Below are 15431 nucleotides of genomic sequence, written 5' to 3' on the forward strand. Positions count from 1 at the left end.
AGGCGACGATGTCCGCAGCAGACCGCGCCCCTCACTTCGTCCGCTCCCTGGAACGCGGCCTCGCCGTCATCCGCGCCTTCGACGCCGACCACCCGGAGCTGAGCCTGAGCGAGGTGGCCCGGACCTGCGGACTGACCCGCGCGGCGGCCCGCCGCTTCCTGCTGACGCTGGCCGACCTCGGATACGTCCGCGCCGACGGCCGCAGCTACCGGCTCACCCCGCGCGTCCTGGAGCTCGGCTACTCCTACCTGTCGAGCTTCTCGCTGGCCCAGATCGCCGAACCGCATCTGGAGCAACTCGTCGACAGGACAAGAGAGTCGTCGTCCCTGTGCGTGCTCGACGGCGACGACGTGGTGTACGTGGCGAGGGTGCCCGCGCGCCGCATCATGACCGCGGCGATCACAGTGGGGACCCGCTTCCCGGCACACGTCACCTCGGTGGGCCGGGTCATTCTCGCGGGCCTGCCTGACGGCGAGCTGGAACTACGGCTGTCCCGCGCCGAGTTGGTCCCGCTCACCACCCGCACGATCGTCGCCGCCGACCTCCTGCGCGCGGAACTGGAGCGGGTACGGCGGCAGGGGTACGCCCTCGTCGACCAGGAACTGGAGGAGGGGCTGCGCTCGATCGCCGCCCCGGTGCGGGACCGGGGCGGCGAGGTGGTGGCGGCGGTCAACATCCCGGTGCAGGCGGGGCGTACGACACTTGCCGCGGTACGGCGGGATCTGCTCCCGCCGCTGCTGGAGACCGTGGCCGGCATCGAGGCCGACCTGCGGATGGCTGCGAGTCCTAGAGGTCCAGTACGAGCTTCTTCCCCCGGCAGCGGGACACGCAGATCATCATCGTCTCCCCGGCCTCCCGCTCCTCGTCCGTGAGCACCGAGTCCCGGTGGTCCGGGGTGCCTTCGAGGACGTCGGTCTCACAAGTGCCGCAGGTGCCCTCGGTGCAGGAGAACAGCACCTCCACACCCGAGGCGCGCACGGCGTCCAGCACGGAGACGTCCGGAGCGACGGTGACCGTCGTGCCGGTCTGCGTCAGCTCGACCTCGAACTCCGTGTTCTCGCCGACCGGTTGCTCCTTCGCCGTGAAACGCTCCACGTGCAGCAGACCGGCCGGGCAGCGCTCCTCCACCGCGTCGAGCAGCGGCCCTGGACCGCAGCAGTAGACGAGCGTGCCTTCGGGAACGCCGTCCAGCACCGAGGCGAGGTCCAGGAGGCCGGTCTCGTCCTGCGGAGCTACGGTGACGCGGTCGCCGTAGCGGCTCAACTCCTCGGTGAACGCCATGGATTCGCGTGTCCGTCCGCCGTACAGCAGCGTCCACTCGGCGCCCTCGGCCTCCGCCGCCGCGAGCATCGGGAGGATGGGGGTGATGCCGATGCCGCCCGCGATGAAGCGGTAGCGGGGCGCGGAGCGCAGGGCGAAGTGGTTGCGCGGGCCGCGGACCCGGACCTTGTCGCCCTGCTCCACCTGCTCGTGCACATGGGCGGATCCACCGCGCCCGGCCGGTTCACGCAGCACGGCGATCCGCCAGGCGGTGCGGTCGGCGGGGTCGCCGCACAGCGAGTACTGGCGCTCCAGGCCGGGCCCGAGCAGCACGTCGACGTGGGCGCCGGGCTCCCAGGCCGGGAGCTCCTCACCCAGCGGGTGGCGCAGGGTGAGGGCGAGCACGCCGTCGGCCGCGAAGTCCCTTCGGTCGACGACGAGTTCGGCTTCGTACGCGTCACTCATGAACTGTTTCCTCGCGACTCGTGTCCTTGGGGCTCTTGCGGGGAGTGGCCGTTCGGGTGCGCGAGCATCCACTCCCACATCTCGATCGGGTCCTGGGAGCTGTGCTCGCGGCCGCAGTGGCAGGTGCCGTGCAGGATGTCGGTGCCCGGCAGCCAGTCGATCCGGTAGATCTCCCCGGTGGGGCCGGCACTCACAGGACCTTCTCCACGGGCTTGTCGCCCTCCTCGACCAGCCGGGCGAGGATACGGCGGGCGGCGAGACCGCCGGTGTCGATGTTGATGCTCAGCTCCTGGTAGCCGGTCCGCTCGGTACCGAGCGTCTTCTGCAGCAGGTTGAGCGCGTCGACGTCCTGCATCACGACGGTGTGGTTGTTGCCCCGCAGGAACTCGGTGACCTCGGCGTCCTCGGTGGCCCAGTCGCGCGAGACCATCCAGAAGTCGTACACCTTGCCGTCGTCGGACGGCGTGATGGCGTACGTGATCTCGGTGTGGAAGCCGTTCGGGTCGCTGCCGTCGGCCTCCGGCAGCACACCGACCGGGGCGATACGGCTGTGCAGCAGATACAGGCAGGGCGCGTGGTACTCGATGTCCTGCCAGCGGGTGATCCGGCCCTGTATCCCGGTGGAGCTGGCGTAGAACGGCGGGCACTCGGCGTCGTCCATGTGCCGGCTCACCCGTACGATGCCGGCGCCCTCGTCGACCTCCGTGGTGATCGGGGTCTCGGCGACCTCGGGGGTACCGATGTAGCCGCCGTGCAGATACGTCTCGTGGGAGAGGTCGAGGAGGTTGTCGACCAGCAGGCCGTAGTCCGCGTCGATCGGTTCCATGCCCCGGACGGTGACCCAGCCGGGGGAGTCGAGGTGCCTGGCGCGCGGGATGGTGTCGGCGTCGGCGAGGGCCGGGTCGCCGATCCAGACCCAGATCAGGGAGTCCAGCTCGACGACGGGGTAGGAGGCGACACGCGCGGTACGCGGTACGCGCTTCTGGCCGGGCACGTACACACAGGTGCCCGTCTTGTCGTACGTGAACCCGTGGTAGCCGCACACGATCCGGTCGCCGTCCAGTCCGCTCTCCGACAGCGGGTACCTGCGGTGCACGCACCGGTCGTGCAGGGCGACGGGCGTCCCCTCCTCCTCGGTGCGGTAGAAGACGAGCGGTTCACCGAGGATCGTCCGGCCGAGCAGGTCGCGCCCGACCTCGTGGCTGTAGGCGGCGACGTACCACTGGTTCCTGGCGAAGGCGGTCATGTGCGGCATGGTGTTCCCGTCCCTGTCGGCGGGGCGTCGTCGCCCCGCGTGCCGTGGTTGGAATCAGGGTCGTGAGGCTTGCATAGGCTCGGCAAGACGGCTTCTGCCAGGCGGAAGAACTTCTGTAAAGCGGTTGGTCAGAGCCTTGTTCTGGCAACCCCTGGTCGCCAGAGTGGAGTGCCGCGTGGTGTGACCGTTCGGTTCGCGCTCGGGGGAGCCGGGGGCGGCGACGGCGAGTGCGGCTACTCGCAGCGTGGCGTTAATCGCCCAATTATGTCCACTTAGTTTCAATTGCGATCCTCCTCTGTCGGCGGATGCTCGGTACAGCGGCAAGAATCAGCATCACTGCAGGTCAACTACTGTTCGTTTTGGAGTTTGGGGCCCCCGGGTCGAATCCGGGTCGAATCCGCGCCCTTTCAGGCTGTTGAGCGTGTTGCCGCTGGTCAGGGTGGTGTGAGGTCGCGTGGTGGTTCGCCTTGCGGTGGGGGTGGCGCGGCGAGCAGTCGGGCCGATGAGCCGCTGAAGAGGCACTGAGTTGGTCGGCTGCCAGGGGCGGGGGCTGACCAGCGGATTCTTCGCTGCTGGTGGCGGTCGCCTTTCGTGATCATGTCCTGCGGAAATGTCTTCAGGCGGAACAGCTGATGCGTGACGGCCCGGGATTGATGGTTCCTGGCCGAAACCGACCTGCCGAGCGTTTCATTGGTCGTCCAGGTGTCGAAGACGGTGGACTCGGGCGTGGAGCGGGGCTCAGAGGTGTTGCCGACGTTCGGGTCGTCGGAGAAGTGGGACTGGGTGGTCAGCGTGTGGAAGCCGGGCGCGCTGACGATGGAATGTCCGTGAGTATCTTCCCTCGCAGATTGGGTTGCTGGTCGAGGGGCGGGCATGGGTGCCTCGGGTCGCGGATGGGCAGGGACAGTGCTGCGGGGCAGGGCTGCAAGGCGGGTGAATGCGCTGGTCAGCTCGGGTCGCCAACGCCAGGTAGCGGAGATCCGGAGGCAGAGTCGGCGGCCTCCGCGGGTGATGCGGGCGGCGGTGCGCAGCAGCCGGTAGCGAAGCTTCTTCGGCTCGGCGGTGGCCAACTCGCCGTCCAGCAGCAGGGCCTGGGTCCAGACGAGCAGGCGGATGCGCTCCTCCACGCGGGCATGCGTGCGGTTCCTGAGCTCACCGGACAGACTGAGTGCACGTCTGGCGCCATCACCGTCCCGTCGCTCTACCTCCACGGGGCCGACGACAACTGCTTTTCCGTGGAGGTGAGCGACGGCATGGACGACCTGTTCACGAACGGCTTCGAACGCATCGTCATACCCGGCACAGGGCACTTCCCGCACCTCGAACAGCCCAAGACGGTCGCCGACCACATCGTGGACTTCCTGAACGGCCACCCCGCCAGCCACCCAGAACTCGAAGGGTTGACCGAATCATGACTGACAAGGAAAGGCAGGAGGCCATGGCTGTGACGACTCCTTCCGTGGAAAAGCACCGAGGCACCGAGGCCATGCTGGCCCTCCTCGACGCGATGGACCAGATGCCGAGCGCCAGCCTGCTGCGGGCCCGCTCCTACGAACTGCTGTCTCTTGTCCCGGGCTCGTCTGTCGTGGACGTCGGCTGCGGTGCCGGGCGGGCCGTCGCCGAACTGGCCGAGCGTGGCGTCCACGCGGCGGGCGTGGATCCCGATCCGTGGATCCTGGCCGAGGCCCGGAAACGGTGGCCAGCGGCCGAGTTCCGGGAAGCGGGGGCGGAGGATCTGCCGTTCGCCGACGGGAGTGTGCGCGGCTACCGTGCCGACAAGGTCTTCCATTTTCTTCAGGAGCCGTGGCGCGCGGTGGCGGAAGCGCGGCGCGTCCTCTGCCCGGGCGGCAGGATCGTCCTGGTCGGGCAGGACTGGGACGCCATCATGGTCGACTCTGATGATGCGGCGCTCACCCGCACGATCGTGCACGCCCGCGCCGACCTCCTGGGCACGCCCCGCGCCGCCCGCCAGTACCGCAACCTGCTCCTGGACGGCGGTTTCAACGACGTCACCGTCGAGGTGCACACCAGCGTGTTCACCGATCCCGCGATGCTGCCGCTGCTCACCGGGCTCGCCGAGTCGGCCTGCACGATCGGTGCCGTCGGCCGTGACCAGGCCGATGCGTGGCTCGCCGAACAGCGCCGACGCGCCGAGGCCGACCGCTTCCTCGTCGCCCTTCCGTTCTTCGTGGCTGCCGCCTCCGCCTAGAGAGCAGATGGAGCACGGGCTGCGGGGATCCGCCGGGCCCCGGGCGTTTCGTGTCGGTGGTCGGTCCGACCGGATGCGGGAAGTCGACTGTGCTGACGTCGTGGCCGGGCTGCGCGACCCGTCCTCGGGCAAGGTGCTCATCGACGGCGAACCGCTCAAGGGCCTCAATCGCACAACGGGCTACATGTTCCAGCAGGAGCCGCGAGATCACCGCTGTCGTTGGCGTGGAAGAAAGGCCCACATGACATACAGCGGGAGCATCGTCACCGTGGCGAGCAGCGGCACGCGATGGCGGCGCGGGAAGCCCCGCGACCGCCGCTGTTTCGCCGCCCCCCTTCGCAGGGTCGCCCCGTTCGGCGATGGACAACTCGACGGCGACACGCGGGCAAGGAAGGGGAGCGACAGCGCATGCCACGGGGGAGCACCGCGCGGCCCGTCAGCGGCCGTCGTCTGAATCTTTCGCCGTGGCCCACGTCCCCCTCCCCACCCGCAGCCGGACCTCCCCACCATCACCGACCTGACCTGGGCCCATCCGGATCCGCCCAGCGCGCGAGGTGGGGAGGACCCGCGTAGATGTGATGGTCGTGTCCCTCTTCGTGGTGTAAGCGACCTTGCTCGACGAGTTCCGGTAACCGCGCGTCGGCCACGCCATGGGACATGGCTCCCGGGTCGCGCAGCGGCTGACCTGCCGTCAGCGCCATGCGCGGCCCCGAACCGCACCGATGCGGCGATGACCTGCGGATTCCGGCGCCTTGATCCGCTACACCACCTGGCGGGACGCCACCGATGTGATGGTGTGGACCTACTCGGCTCGCGAGTCTGTGTGCTCCTGGAACGGCGGTTCGCCTGGAGCCGGGCGAAGAACGACCCTCGCTGACTCCGGCGCTGGCGGCCCGAGGCCGGACAGCAGTTCTCCGGTGCGCGGGGTGGCGGGCGGTGAGGTCCATCGCGGAGGATGACCCGTCGTGGATGCGGCGGGGCGCGACGGTCGCGGTGGAACGGTGCAGATGCCCTGCTTTCCTGCGCTGATCCGTGTCCTGAGAACAACAGTCATCGCAGGTAGCAGGGCATCTCCAGGGTGGATTCAGGCTCAGTGGGCCATCACGGGCTCGCCCTCGGACGGCGCCAGAGCCCGGTTCGGGATCAGGAGCGCCGCGATCACCGCACCGACCACGAAGAACCCGGAGCCCCACGCGAAGGTGGCCGTGTAGCCCTCGACCCCGGCCTGCGCCGCGGCCAGCGCGCTGGGCTTGTGCGAGGACAGGTAGTCGGTCGCGGCCGAGGAGGCGATGGTGGTCAAGAGCGCCGTACTGATGGAGCCGCCCACCTGCTGACCGGTGTTGATCAGCGCCGAGGCGACGCCCGAGTCCTCGTGGTGCAGGCCTGAGGTCGCCCCCTGGAACGCGGTGGTCATCACGCTACCGATGCCGAGACCCATCAGGATCATGCCGGGCATGATGTGGGTGGCGTAGGAGCTGTCCAGCTCGATCCGGGTCAGCAGGGCCATACCGGCTGCGGCGAACAGGAAGCCGGCGGTGATCACGATCTTCGGGCCGACCCTGGGCAGCACCAGCACAGGCATGGTGGTCGACGAGACGACGACGGCCGCGACCATCGGCAGGTACACCAACCCCGTCTTGATCGGCGAGTAGCCGAGGCTGGCCGCGAAGTAGTAGGTCAGGAACAGGAAGATCGAGAACATCCCCATGCCGATGACGAACACCGCCATGAACGAACCACCGCGGGTCCGGTCCAGCACGACCCGCAGCGGCAGCAGCGGATGCGCGACCCTGGACTCCAGCCAGGCGAACACCACGAGCAGCACCGCGCCGACGATCATGGAGCCGAGGGCGAGAGGGTCGGTCCAGCTGGTGGACTCGACGTGCGCGAACCCGTAGACGACGGCGAACAGAGCGGCGCTCACCACCGCGATGCCCGGGATGTCGAGTTGGGGCTTCTTGGTGATCACGGGCTTGGCCAGCAGTAGCAATGCGCCGATCAGGGCGGGGACCGCGAAGACGACGTTCACGTACATCACCCAGCGCCACGACGCCCATTCGGTGAGCATGCCGCCGACCAGCAGCCCGACCGCGCCGCCCGCACCACCCAGCGCACTGAAGATGCCGAAGGCCTTCGCCCTCTCGGACGGTTCGGTGAAGGTCACGCTGAGCAGGGAGAGTGCCGCGGGCGCGAGCAGTGCGGCGAAGAGGCCCTGGGCCACGCGTGCCGCGACGAGGATCTCGAAGTTGCCGGCCGCGCCGCCGAGAACGGATGCGGTGCCGAAGCCTGCCAGGCCGATCACGAAGAGGGTGCGTCGGCCCAGCAGGTCACCGAGTCGGCCGCCGAGCAGCAGCAGGCTGCCGAACGCCAGGGCGTAACCCGTGATGACCCACTGCCGGCTGCCGTCGCTGAAGCCGAGGTCCTGCTGGGCCTCGGGCAGCGCGATGTTCACGACGGTGGCATCGAGCATGACCATGAGCTGTGCAAGGCCGATGACGGCCAGCACCCACCAGCGCACGGCATGTGAGCCGCGAAGGCCCGAGTCTTTCTTTCCGGAGGCGGGCGCCCCGCGGTCGATGCTGGTACTCATCTATTCCCTTGCTTTTTGGGCATGACTGATAGCCATCTGGCAACTGATTGGTTTCCTCGCCGGTGAAGGTGAGGCGATTGGGTGGCGGGCTGAGATCTCAGGGCTTCGAGATCATCGTGTGGCCGTTTTGGGGCTTCCCCCGGTGATCTTCTGGGGGCCGTCTCGGTGTCCGCGGTGGCCAGCGTGCCGTTGATGTCGGCGCCGGCCGCTGCGGAGGCCCCGACCTGGGCGACCGCATCGGTGGCGTTTAGCACTTGCCGCGAAGAGTCCAGTCACGCTGCAGCGGCGGCGATGTCCAGACTTTTCATCCGCGCACTCTTGGTCCTCGTCCTGGCGAGCAGCCGGCCGACGATCGGCAGCCGGCCGAGGCGGATCATCACGGACCGAAGCAGCAACTCGGCGCGGTTGCCCGGGGTGAAGAAACTGCGCTGGCTCACAGCGCTGCCGAGGTGGTGGTCGATGAACGGGCGCAGGTGGTCCTCCCAGTCCTGCAGCGCTCGTGGCACGTCGTGCGGGTGGCGTTCCAGCATGGTGCCGAGCAGGTCCGCCCCGGCCAGGCCGGTGGATGCCCCCATGGCGGAGTAAACGGTCAGGGACCACGCGGCGTCGCCGACGAGCACGACTCGGCCGCGGTGCCAGTGGTCGAGGTGCACCTGCTCGGCGGAGTCGAACAGGTGGTCCGGGGCCTTCTCGAACTGGTCGAGCAGCCAACCGAGCGTGGAGCCGGTGGGCTCGGGGCCGTAGGCGGCGCGCAGCGAGTCGATGGCCGGCCGGGTGAACTCGGCGTCCACGTCGTCGGTGCGGTACGAGAACAGCACCGACGGCGTAATGTCGGCGAACGGGAACACCCACACCGATCGGCCTGCCTCGGTCATGCTCAGCCCGTCCTGTGGGCGGTAGCCGGGTACCGGCTCGGGCAGTCTGTACACGGCGATCATGTAGTTCAGCCGACGGATCGGGCTCTGCTCGGGCTCGAAGGCAAGCCGGCGCACCGTCGAGCGCAGTCCGTCTGCCCCGACCACCAGGTCGAACCGTTCGACGGTCGTCGTCTCCGTCGTCAGGTCGCGGATCTCGACGTCCACCCCGTCAAGGTCCTGGTCCAGCGCGATCGGCACGGTCGAGTACCGTATCTCGACCTCGTCGGGCAGGGCGGTGAAGGCCGCCTCTTCGATGTCGCCCCGCACCACCATTCGAGACCCGCCGAACACATCGGCGTAGCCCACACCGCGGCGGCGCCGGCCCGTACGGTCGACGTCGTAGCTCACGCTTTCCGGAGCGAAGCGATTCGGCACCGCATCGGCGAAGCCCAGCCGTTCGGCGGCGGCGAGCCCGGTCCCGAACAGGGCGATGAAGTATCCGCCGCGGCGCCGCTCGGGGGCCTTCTCCAGCACCACCACGTCCCAGCCCGCGCGATGCAGTCGCAGCGCGGAGGCGATCCCGCTGATCCCGAGGCCGACCACCAGGGCCCGCTGTCGCGATGTCGTGTTCTTGTCCATGGGATTGAGCTCCGACATTGTTGTGTCCTCCATCTGGTGGGGGTGGGTCGGCCGTTCAGGAAGCCGAGGCTGTGGAGTCGGCGAGGCGGGCGAGGACATCGAGGAGGGTGGCGTTGACCTCGGCGCGACGCTCCTGCCGCCTGCCTGCCGGGCATGACGGAAAACCGTCTGGAAACTGATCAGTTTCCAGACGGGAAAGCAGATCGGTTTTCTCGCCGGTGAAGGTGAGGTGATTGGGTGGCGGGCTGAGATCTCAGGGCTTGGAGATCATCGTGTGGCCGCTGTGGGGCTTGCCTCGGCGATTGCCTGGAGGACGGCGTCGGTGTCCGCGGTGGCCAGCGTCCTGTTGATGTAGTCGCCGGCCAGTGCGCCGGCCGCTGCGGAGGCCCCGACCTGGGCGACCGGATCGGTGGCGTTGCCGGCCACCCACACACCCGGCACCTCGGTGGTGCCGGCCAGGCCGGAGGCGAAAGTGCGGCCCGTCGGCAGGTCCTGCACCGGCAGGCCCAGACCTTCCAGGCCCTGGGTGCGGGCCTGCATCTGCGTGACGACCGCGAGGACGCGGCGGGCCACGACCTGGCCGTCGGCCAGGCGCACCCCGGCGAGGGCACCGTCGGTGTCGTTGACGACCTCGGTGACCGGGGTGTCGATGACGCGGATGCCGCGGGCGGCGAAGCGGGCGCGGCTGTCCTCGTCCAGGTCGGTGCCGTGGGTGAAGTAGGTCAGGTCCTCGGTCAGCTGACGGAACAAAAACGCGTGGCCGATGGAGGCCGTGCCGGTGGCGAGGATGCCGATGGGCTCGTCGCGCACCTCCCAGCCGTGGCAGTACGGGCAGTTCACCACACTGTGCCCCCAGTGCTCGGCGAGCCCGGGCACCTCCGGCAGCACATCCTTCACGCCGGTGGCCACCAGGATGCGGCGGGCGGTGATGCTGCGGCCGTCGGCCAGGGTGACGGCGAACCGCAGGTCCCCGTCCGCCGACGGGGCGGCAGGCTCGGCCGAGACCACCTCGCCGAACACGACGCGTCCGCCGTACTGGCGCACCTGCTCCCGGCCCCGCCGGAGGATCTCGGACGGCGGGGTGCCGTCCAGCGCGAGCAGGCCGTGCACGGCCTCCGCAGGCGCGTTGCGCGGGGAGCCGCTGTCGATCACGACGACCGAGCGGCGGGAGCGGGCGAGGATCAGTGCACCGTTCAGCCCCGCGGCACCCCCACCGATCACCACCACGTCGACGGTCCCCTCGGCCAGTGCGTCGCTCGCGTCCGCAGGAGTCGTCACAGTCATGGTCTCCTGCTTTTCCTTGTCAGTCATGGTTCGGTCAGCCCTTCGAGTTCTGGGTTGGTTTGAGAGGGGTCAGCTGTTCAGGAAGCCGAGGCTGTGGTCGGCGACCGTCTTGGGCTGTTGTGGAGAGTCCGACCCCGTTTGCTTGGGACGTTCGTGATGTACAGATCCAGTACGGCGATGAAACTCGCCGTCGCCAGGATCGAGGGGATCAGACCGGGCCTTGCCGGCCCGGGAAGGCGTCGCGACGCCGGGCGGCGCGGAGGAGCTCAAAGGCATGGGTTGCCCTCAATCGCGCCAGGCGTCCACGCACCCTGTCCGGTGAGCTCAGAACCGTTGTGTACTGGACAGTCAGAAACCTAGGCGGTTCTGTACTGGGTTGTCAAGCACGGCAGGTCGGCCCCCGCTCACCACGACGATGCCCGCAGTATTGAGTTTGGGCTTCTAGGCGGTCACGGGCTTGGCCGGCAGCCGCATTGCACCGATCATGGCGCGGGCCGCGAAGGCGGCGTTCACGTACATCCCCCACCGCGACGACGCCCGTTCGGTGAGCATGCCGGAGGCGGCAGGCCGAACCGCTCGATGGTTTCGGGCCTGTAGATGCCGGCGAAGCCGAGGTGGGGGACGGCCTGAGTCGTGGCGCTTCCTCATGTCTGGGCGGGAGGGGCGCGGGGGTGCCGGTCGTTTGGGGTCAGGCGGCGTCGCGCAGGATCCGCGCCATCTCGTCTGGGTGCTCCAAGGCGGAGAAGTGGCCGGTGCGGGGCACGGTGATGCGGTGGACGTCCGTCAGCGCGTTGGCCACGCGGTCTCGTTCGGCGGGCTTGGACCAGTCGTTCTCGCTGTAGACGAGGGTGACGGGTGCCGACACGCGCGGATAACGCTCGCGGGCCCGGTCGAATCCCTCGAGGCTGCGGAAGACGGCTCGGGACACCTTGTCGTAGCCCTTGCGGCGGCCGCTTCGGGACAGGTCGGCGAGGAAGTCCTCGGGCAGCTTGCTCTTGTCGACGTAGCCGCCCCGCAGGATGGCCCGCAGGACGGGCAGCGGCTCGACGGTGGCGAACAGCGGGCCCAGCACGGGCATCCGCACCGCGGTTATCATCACGCGGGCGATCCAGTTCCCCCGCTTCCCGCCCTCGGGGTAGTCGTAGCTGTTGAACGCCACGACCCGGCCGACCCGGTCCTTCAGGTCGATCGATGCCGACAGGGACAGAGCGCCCCCGAGTGACTCTCCCGACAGGGTGACGTCGTGCAGGTCCAGTCCGCGGACGAACTCGACGACCGCGGCACGCAGCTGCGGCTCCTCGTACTGTGCGCCGGGGACGATGTCGGACCATCCCATCCCGGGCAGATCCAGCGCGTAGACCGTGTAGTGGTCCCACAGCTGCGGGATCACCCGCTGGAAGTAGTCCAGCTGGCCGCGCACGGTGTGCATCAGCACGAGGGCGGGGCCGGTGCCCACGGTGTAGTAGCGCAGCCGCGAGCCGTCGGCGCGAGTGAAGAACCGCACCTCCCCGCGGCCGTTGCTCCAGGTCCTCGTGTACGTCGCGTCGGGAAACTCGGTGCGTTCCATGGTCTTGTCCTTTCAGGTGAGGAGCACGCCCAAGTGCGGGCATTCTCCTGATTTGTTCGGTCTGTGAAGTTGATCAGGATTCGGATGACGGCGTGAAGAACGACAAATTCTTGACCTCGGGGTCGAAAATCAGGGCGTAAAAAGGCCCGGCGCTCGGAGAGTTGTGTCTCAGAGGCCCGCGAGGGATGTGTCGATGATCCGGTACAGTGCCGGCCGGTCGAACGTCCTGGCCATGACGCGCAGTCCGGCGAGAGTGGTCTGCAGGAGCATCGCCTGCGCCTGGGCATCGACGTCCTCGTCGACGTCACCATCCCGCTGGCCCTGCCGGATGCGGGCGGCGAACAGCTCGATCACGCCCTCCTGCAAGCGGTGCACTGTACGGGCGACCTCCGCGTCGCGCCCCCCGAGCTCGCCGACCGTGTTCTGGGCCAGGCACCCGCGGCGCACCGGTCCGTCCAGGTCCGCGTCCATCAGCAGCGCGAAGTAGGCGCGGATGCGCTCCTTGGCAGTACCCGGCTGCGCCAGGCACTCCAGGGCCCGCTCGGCCTGCATCCGGCTGTAGTGGTGCAGCGCCTTGTCGAACAGCTGGCGCTTGGAGCCGAACGAGTGGTACAGGCTGCCCTTGGCCACCCCGGTCGCCTCCACGAGGTCGGCCGGGGAGGTGTCGGTGTAGCCCTTGGTCCAGAACGTCTCCATCGCCTGCGCGATGACCGCGTCCGGTTCGAAGCTCTTCGGTCTTCCCATGCCTCTACCGTAGCAAGTATTTGACCTGTAGGTCAAATACTTGGGTCCAGGCCGACGCCGAAGATCAGTGAGGTCCTCTCCCCGGATGGAAGACGACGGGTCAGAGACACGGACTGATCGAGACTCCGCGTGGACCAGGTAGGGGCCGGTTCGGTGCCGCATCTTTCTGAGGTGGAAGGACGCATGTCGTGCCGAAGAAGATGGATCCCAAGCTGAGGGCCCAGCCGTCCGGCTGAGGCTGTAGCACCGTGCCGGTACCCGACCAAATACCGCGCCGGTGCTGACGGATTGACGGCGGCGAGGAGCCCGGGGGTCACGATGAGGGGAACGGGGAGATCCGCCGGCTGCGGGCGGAGAACCGTCGGCTGCGTGAGGACGTGGCGATCCTGAAGGCGGCCACAACTTTCTTCGTCGGGGAGCTCGCCCCCCGCAACGGCTGATGGTCGCCGTCATCGACGAGCAGGATGCACCTGACGCTCTGACCAACCGGGTTGACGGTTGCATTGCCGGTCACCGGGCGGAGATCCGCCCCATCCCGCGGTCCGCAACACGCCATGCCAAGTCCGCCCAGCCCGGTGGTCTCGACGTGCAGGAAGTGACCGACGTCGGGGACGACCTCCAGCGCGTGCGGGGCGGCGAACCGATGTCGGTCGTCGACCTGCGGGGGGAGGATGCCGCCGTCGTTGGCACCGTGGAGCTGCGGCAGGGGCATCGCGATCGGCCGATGAGTGGAGTGCCGAACAGGTTCCGCGGCACAGATGAATCCTGACGTCCACCACTGACAGCCCTGGTCGGCCAGGCTCAGCGCAGTGTGTCCGACCAGTTCGCCGGCACGCGCCCCGCCGGTCCCGGCGTGGGCTGGTCGGCAGGGTGGGCGGCCGGGGGAGCCAGGGCCGGACCGGACTCGTAGAGCTCGGACGTCTCGAAGTTCCAGAACCACTCCTCACCCGGCTCGAAACTCTGCACCAGGGGATGCCCCGAGTCCCGGAAGTGCCCGGTCGCGTGCTGCCCTGGAGAGGAGTCACAGCACCCCACGTGCCCGCACTGCGCGCACCGCCGCAGATGGAACCACCAGCCACCAGCAGCATCGCACTCCACACACCCGTCCCCGCTCGGTGGCACGCTCGGGTCGATCCCCTTGACGTCGGTCATTCCGGCTCCTCGGTCGTGTCGTTGTCCACGGCGGTCAGCGGAAGCAGCACCTGGAAGCGGGTGTCGCCCGGTGTCGACTCCACCTGAAGCGTCCCGTGGTGCTTGTTGACGACGATCCGCCAGGAGATGTCGAGCCCCAGCCCCGTCCCCTCGCCCACCGGTTTGGTGGTGAAGAAGGGATCGAAGATCCGCCCGCGGATGTCCGGCGGGACTCCTGGCCCGGTGTCCCGGAACTCCACCAGCAGCCGGTCGTGCACCAGAGCGGTGCGTACGGTCAACGTCCCTTCCCCGCCGACGCTGTTCATGGCCTGCACCGCGTTGTCGATCAGATTGGTCCACACCTGGTTCAGTTCGGCGGGATAGGCCGGGATCCTCGGCAGGGTCCGGTCGTACTCCTTGACGACCTTGATCTGCTGCCCGATCTTCCCGGACAGCATCAGCAGGGTGCTGTCGAGGAGTTCGTGGACATCGGCGACCTGGTAGGGCGCGCGGTCCAGCTGCGAGTACTGCTTGGCCGCGTCGACGAGATGGGAGATCCGGGCCGTGGAGTCCTCGATCTCGGACATCAACAGCTCGGCCTCGACCGTGTAGTTGAGGCACTCGATGGCACTCTGCAGGAGTTCCTGCTCGTCGACGGCCGCCGCGATCTGCTCCAGCCAGCCGACGTCGAGACCGCCCTGCACGAAGGTCGGCGCGATCTGCCAGCCGTTTGAGACACCGTGGTCGTCGAGCCAGTCGGCGAGTTCGTCCTCCCGGTCGGACGCCTCCAGCGGGCTCAGTGCCGGCGCCTTGGAGGCCCGCTCGGCCGTACGCTCCTGGAGGTCGACCAGGGCCTTCAGGGCGTCGCGGTGGTAGGGGCCCGAGGCGATGACGCCGAGCTTGTTGCGCATGTGCGCGACCCGGTCCCTGAGCGAGGAGGTGGCCCGTGCGGCCGCCGCGGCCGGGTTGTTGAGCTCGTGGGTGAGGCCTGCGGACAACGAGCCCAGCGCCAGCAGCCGTTCGCGCTGCCCGACGGCCCGCTGGAAGGCCTGCGAACCGAGGAAGAGCCCCTCCAGGAGATGGACCGCCATCGGAAACCACTCGTGGATGAGGTTCGCGAACGATTGGGCGGGCAGCACGAAGAACCGTGTCGGCTCCGACACCCGCACCGAGTTCATGTAGCGCTGCGGTTTTCCGTCCCAGAGGTACGCCATCACGGCCCCCGCGTACACCCCTGGCTGGGACGTGCGGCTCACCTCGATGTCGTCGCCGCCCACCCGGCGCGACATGACGAGCGTGCCCTCGATCATCACGTAGAAGCAGGTCGCCGGGTCGCCTTCGGTGAACACCGGCCCGGGGTCGAACAGTTCGACCCGTCCCTCGCCGCACAGCCTGCCGAGCTGCTCGGCGTTCAGCTTCTCGAAGAGAAA

General features: G+C 68.6%; 14 protein-coding genes and 2 pseudogenes. 5 read left to right on the forward strand and 11 right to left on the reverse strand.

Translation table 11 applies throughout. The features are described 5' to 3' along the window. Positions 1–8: 8 nt before the first annotated feature. Positions 9–872 (forward strand): IclR family transcriptional regulator C-terminal domain-containing protein, encoded by an 864-nt coding sequence (locus tag AB0D34_RS37720; RefSeq protein WP_362670276.1) that lies wholly within the window; start codon positions 9–11, stop codon positions 870–872. Here AB0D34_RS37720 and AB0D34_RS37725 read toward each other — a convergent pair. The 4 genes and pseudogenes from AB0D34_RS37725 to AB0D34_RS37740 all read right to left on the reverse strand — a co-directional run. Then, positions 787–1725, reverse strand: coding sequence for a PDR/VanB family oxidoreductase (locus AB0D34_RS37725; RefSeq protein ID WP_362670277.1), 939 nt, complete (start codon positions 1723–1725; stop codon positions 787–789). The genes AB0D34_RS37720 and AB0D34_RS37725 overlap by 86 nt on opposite strands. Beyond that, positions 1722–1919: a hypothetical protein gene (locus AB0D34_RS37730; RefSeq protein WP_362670279.1), complete on the reverse strand. Its 198-nt coding sequence runs from the start codon at positions 1917–1919 to the stop codon at positions 1722–1724. The genes AB0D34_RS37725 and AB0D34_RS37730 overlap by 4 nt, the downstream gene beginning before the upstream one ends. Further along, positions 1916–2980 (reverse strand): aromatic ring-hydroxylating dioxygenase subunit alpha, encoded by a 1065-nt coding sequence (locus tag AB0D34_RS37735; RefSeq protein WP_362670281.1) that lies wholly within the window; start codon positions 2978–2980, stop codon positions 1916–1918. The genes AB0D34_RS37730 and AB0D34_RS37735 overlap by 4 nt, the downstream gene beginning before the upstream one ends. A 905-nt stretch (positions 2981–3885) precedes the next feature. Further along, positions 3886–4134: pseudogene (locus AB0D34_RS37740) on the reverse strand (transposase); the annotation flags it as partial. Positions 4135–4233: 99 nt separating this feature from the next. On the opposite strand from AB0D34_RS37740, the gene AB0D34_RS37745 reads away from it, so the two are divergent. Next, entirely contained in the window at positions 4234–4395 is a 162-nt protein-coding gene (locus tag AB0D34_RS37745) for an alpha/beta hydrolase (protein ID WP_362670321.1), read from the forward strand. A 71-nt stretch (positions 4396–4466) separates the two neighbouring features. Next, a complete protein-coding gene (locus tag AB0D34_RS37750) occupies positions 4467–5189 on the forward strand; it encodes a methyltransferase domain-containing protein (protein ID WP_362670316.1) in 723 nt (240 codons plus the stop codon). Positions 5190–6279: 1090 nt separating this feature from the next. On the opposite strand, the gene AB0D34_RS37755 is transcribed toward AB0D34_RS37750, so the two are convergent. The 5 genes from AB0D34_RS37755 to AB0D34_RS37775 form a co-directional block, all read right to left on the reverse strand. After that, entirely contained in the window at positions 6280–7779 is a 1500-nt protein-coding gene (locus AB0D34_RS37755) for an MFS transporter (protein WP_362670283.1), read from the reverse strand. A gap of 272 nt (positions 7780–8051) precedes the next feature. Beyond that, positions 8052–9293, reverse strand: coding sequence for an FAD-dependent monooxygenase (locus tag AB0D34_RS37760; protein WP_362670286.1), 1242 nt, complete (start codon positions 9291–9293; stop codon positions 8052–8054). A gap of 249 nt (positions 9294–9542) precedes the next feature. Next, entirely contained in the window at positions 9543–10559 is a 1017-nt protein-coding gene (locus AB0D34_RS37765; RefSeq protein WP_362670319.1) for an NAD(P)/FAD-dependent oxidoreductase, read from the reverse strand. 688 nt (positions 10560–11247) lie between these two features. Beyond that, positions 11248–12126: an alpha/beta hydrolase gene (locus tag AB0D34_RS37770; protein ID WP_362670289.1), complete on the reverse strand. Its 879-nt coding sequence runs from the start codon at positions 12124–12126 to the stop codon at positions 11248–11250. 168 nt (positions 12127–12294) lie between these two features. Continuing rightward, positions 12295–12870, reverse strand: coding sequence for a TetR/AcrR family transcriptional regulator (locus AB0D34_RS37775; protein WP_362670292.1), 576 nt, complete (start codon positions 12868–12870; stop codon positions 12295–12297). A gap of 320 nt (positions 12871–13190) precedes the next feature. Here AB0D34_RS37775 and AB0D34_RS37780 point away from each other — a divergent pair. After that, positions 13191–13330 (forward strand): annotated as a pseudogene (locus AB0D34_RS37780) (IS3 family transposase); the annotation flags it as partial. Then, positions 13310–13639, forward strand: a complete 330-nt coding sequence (locus tag AB0D34_RS37785) for a hypothetical protein (protein ID WP_362670295.1) — start codon at positions 13310–13312, stop codon at positions 13637–13639. The pseudogene AB0D34_RS37780 and the gene AB0D34_RS37785, both read left to right, overlap by 21 nt. Before the next feature lie 32 nt (positions 13640–13671). Here AB0D34_RS37785 and AB0D34_RS37790 read toward each other — a convergent pair whose 3' ends face one another. Then, on the reverse strand, positions 13672–14022 hold the full coding sequence (locus AB0D34_RS37790; protein ID WP_362670297.1) for a UBP-type zinc finger domain-containing protein: 351 nt from the start codon (positions 14020–14022) through the stop codon (positions 13672–13674). Continuing rightward, the coding region (locus tag AB0D34_RS37795; RefSeq protein WP_362670300.1) for an ATP-binding protein at positions 14019–15431 on the reverse strand (1413 nt) is incomplete at its 5' end. The genes AB0D34_RS37790 and AB0D34_RS37795, both read right to left, overlap by 4 nt.

It is taken from the genome of Streptomyces sp. NPDC048420, from assembly GCF_040651535.1.
GTDB lineage: Bacteria > Actinomycetota > Actinomycetes > Streptomycetales > Streptomycetaceae > Streptomyces.

Bases quoted from the DNA above. Each gene is read 5' to 3' on its own strand.
- AB0D34_RS37750 (WP_362670316.1), top strand. From the start codon at position 4,467: ATGCTGGCCCTCCTCGACGCGATGGACCAGATGCCGAGCGCCAGCCTG.
- AB0D34_RS37790 (WP_362670297.1), bottom strand. From the start codon at position 14,022: ATGACCGACGTCAAGGGGATCGACCCGAGCGTGCCACCGAGCGGGGAC.
- AB0D34_RS37770 (WP_362670289.1), bottom strand. From the start codon at position 12,126: ATGGAACGCACCGAGTTTCCCGACGCGACGTACACGAGGACCTGGAGC.
- AB0D34_RS37725 (WP_362670277.1), bottom strand. From the start codon at position 1,725: ATGAGTGACGCGTACGAAGCCGAACTCGTCGTCGACCGAAGGGACTTC.
- AB0D34_RS37720 (WP_362670276.1), top strand. From the start codon at position 9: ATGTCCGCAGCAGACCGCGCCCCTCACTTCGTCCGCTCCCTGGAACGC.
- AB0D34_RS37785 (WP_362670295.1), top strand. From the start codon at position 13,310: ATGGTCGCCGTCATCGACGAGCAGGATGCACCTGACGCTCTGACCAAC.
- AB0D34_RS37760 (WP_362670286.1), bottom strand. From the start codon at position 9,293: ATGTCGGAGCTCAATCCCATGGACAAGAACACGACATCGCGACAGCGG.
- AB0D34_RS37745 (WP_362670321.1), top strand. From the start codon at position 4,234: ATGGACGACCTGTTCACGAACGGCTTCGAACGCATCGTCATACCCGGC.
- AB0D34_RS37765 (WP_362670319.1), bottom strand. From the start codon at position 10,559: ATGACTGTGACGACTCCTGCGGACGCGAGCGACGCACTGGCCGAGGGG.
- AB0D34_RS37775 (WP_362670292.1), bottom strand. From the start codon at position 12,870: ATGGGAAGACCGAAGAGCTTCGAACCGGACGCGGTCATCGCGCAGGCG.
- AB0D34_RS37735 (WP_362670281.1), bottom strand. From the start codon at position 2,980: ATGCCGCACATGACCGCCTTCGCCAGGAACCAGTGGTACGTCGCCGCC.
- AB0D34_RS37755 (WP_362670283.1), bottom strand. From the start codon at position 7,779: ATGAGTACCAGCATCGACCGCGGGGCGCCCGCCTCCGGAAAGAAAGAC.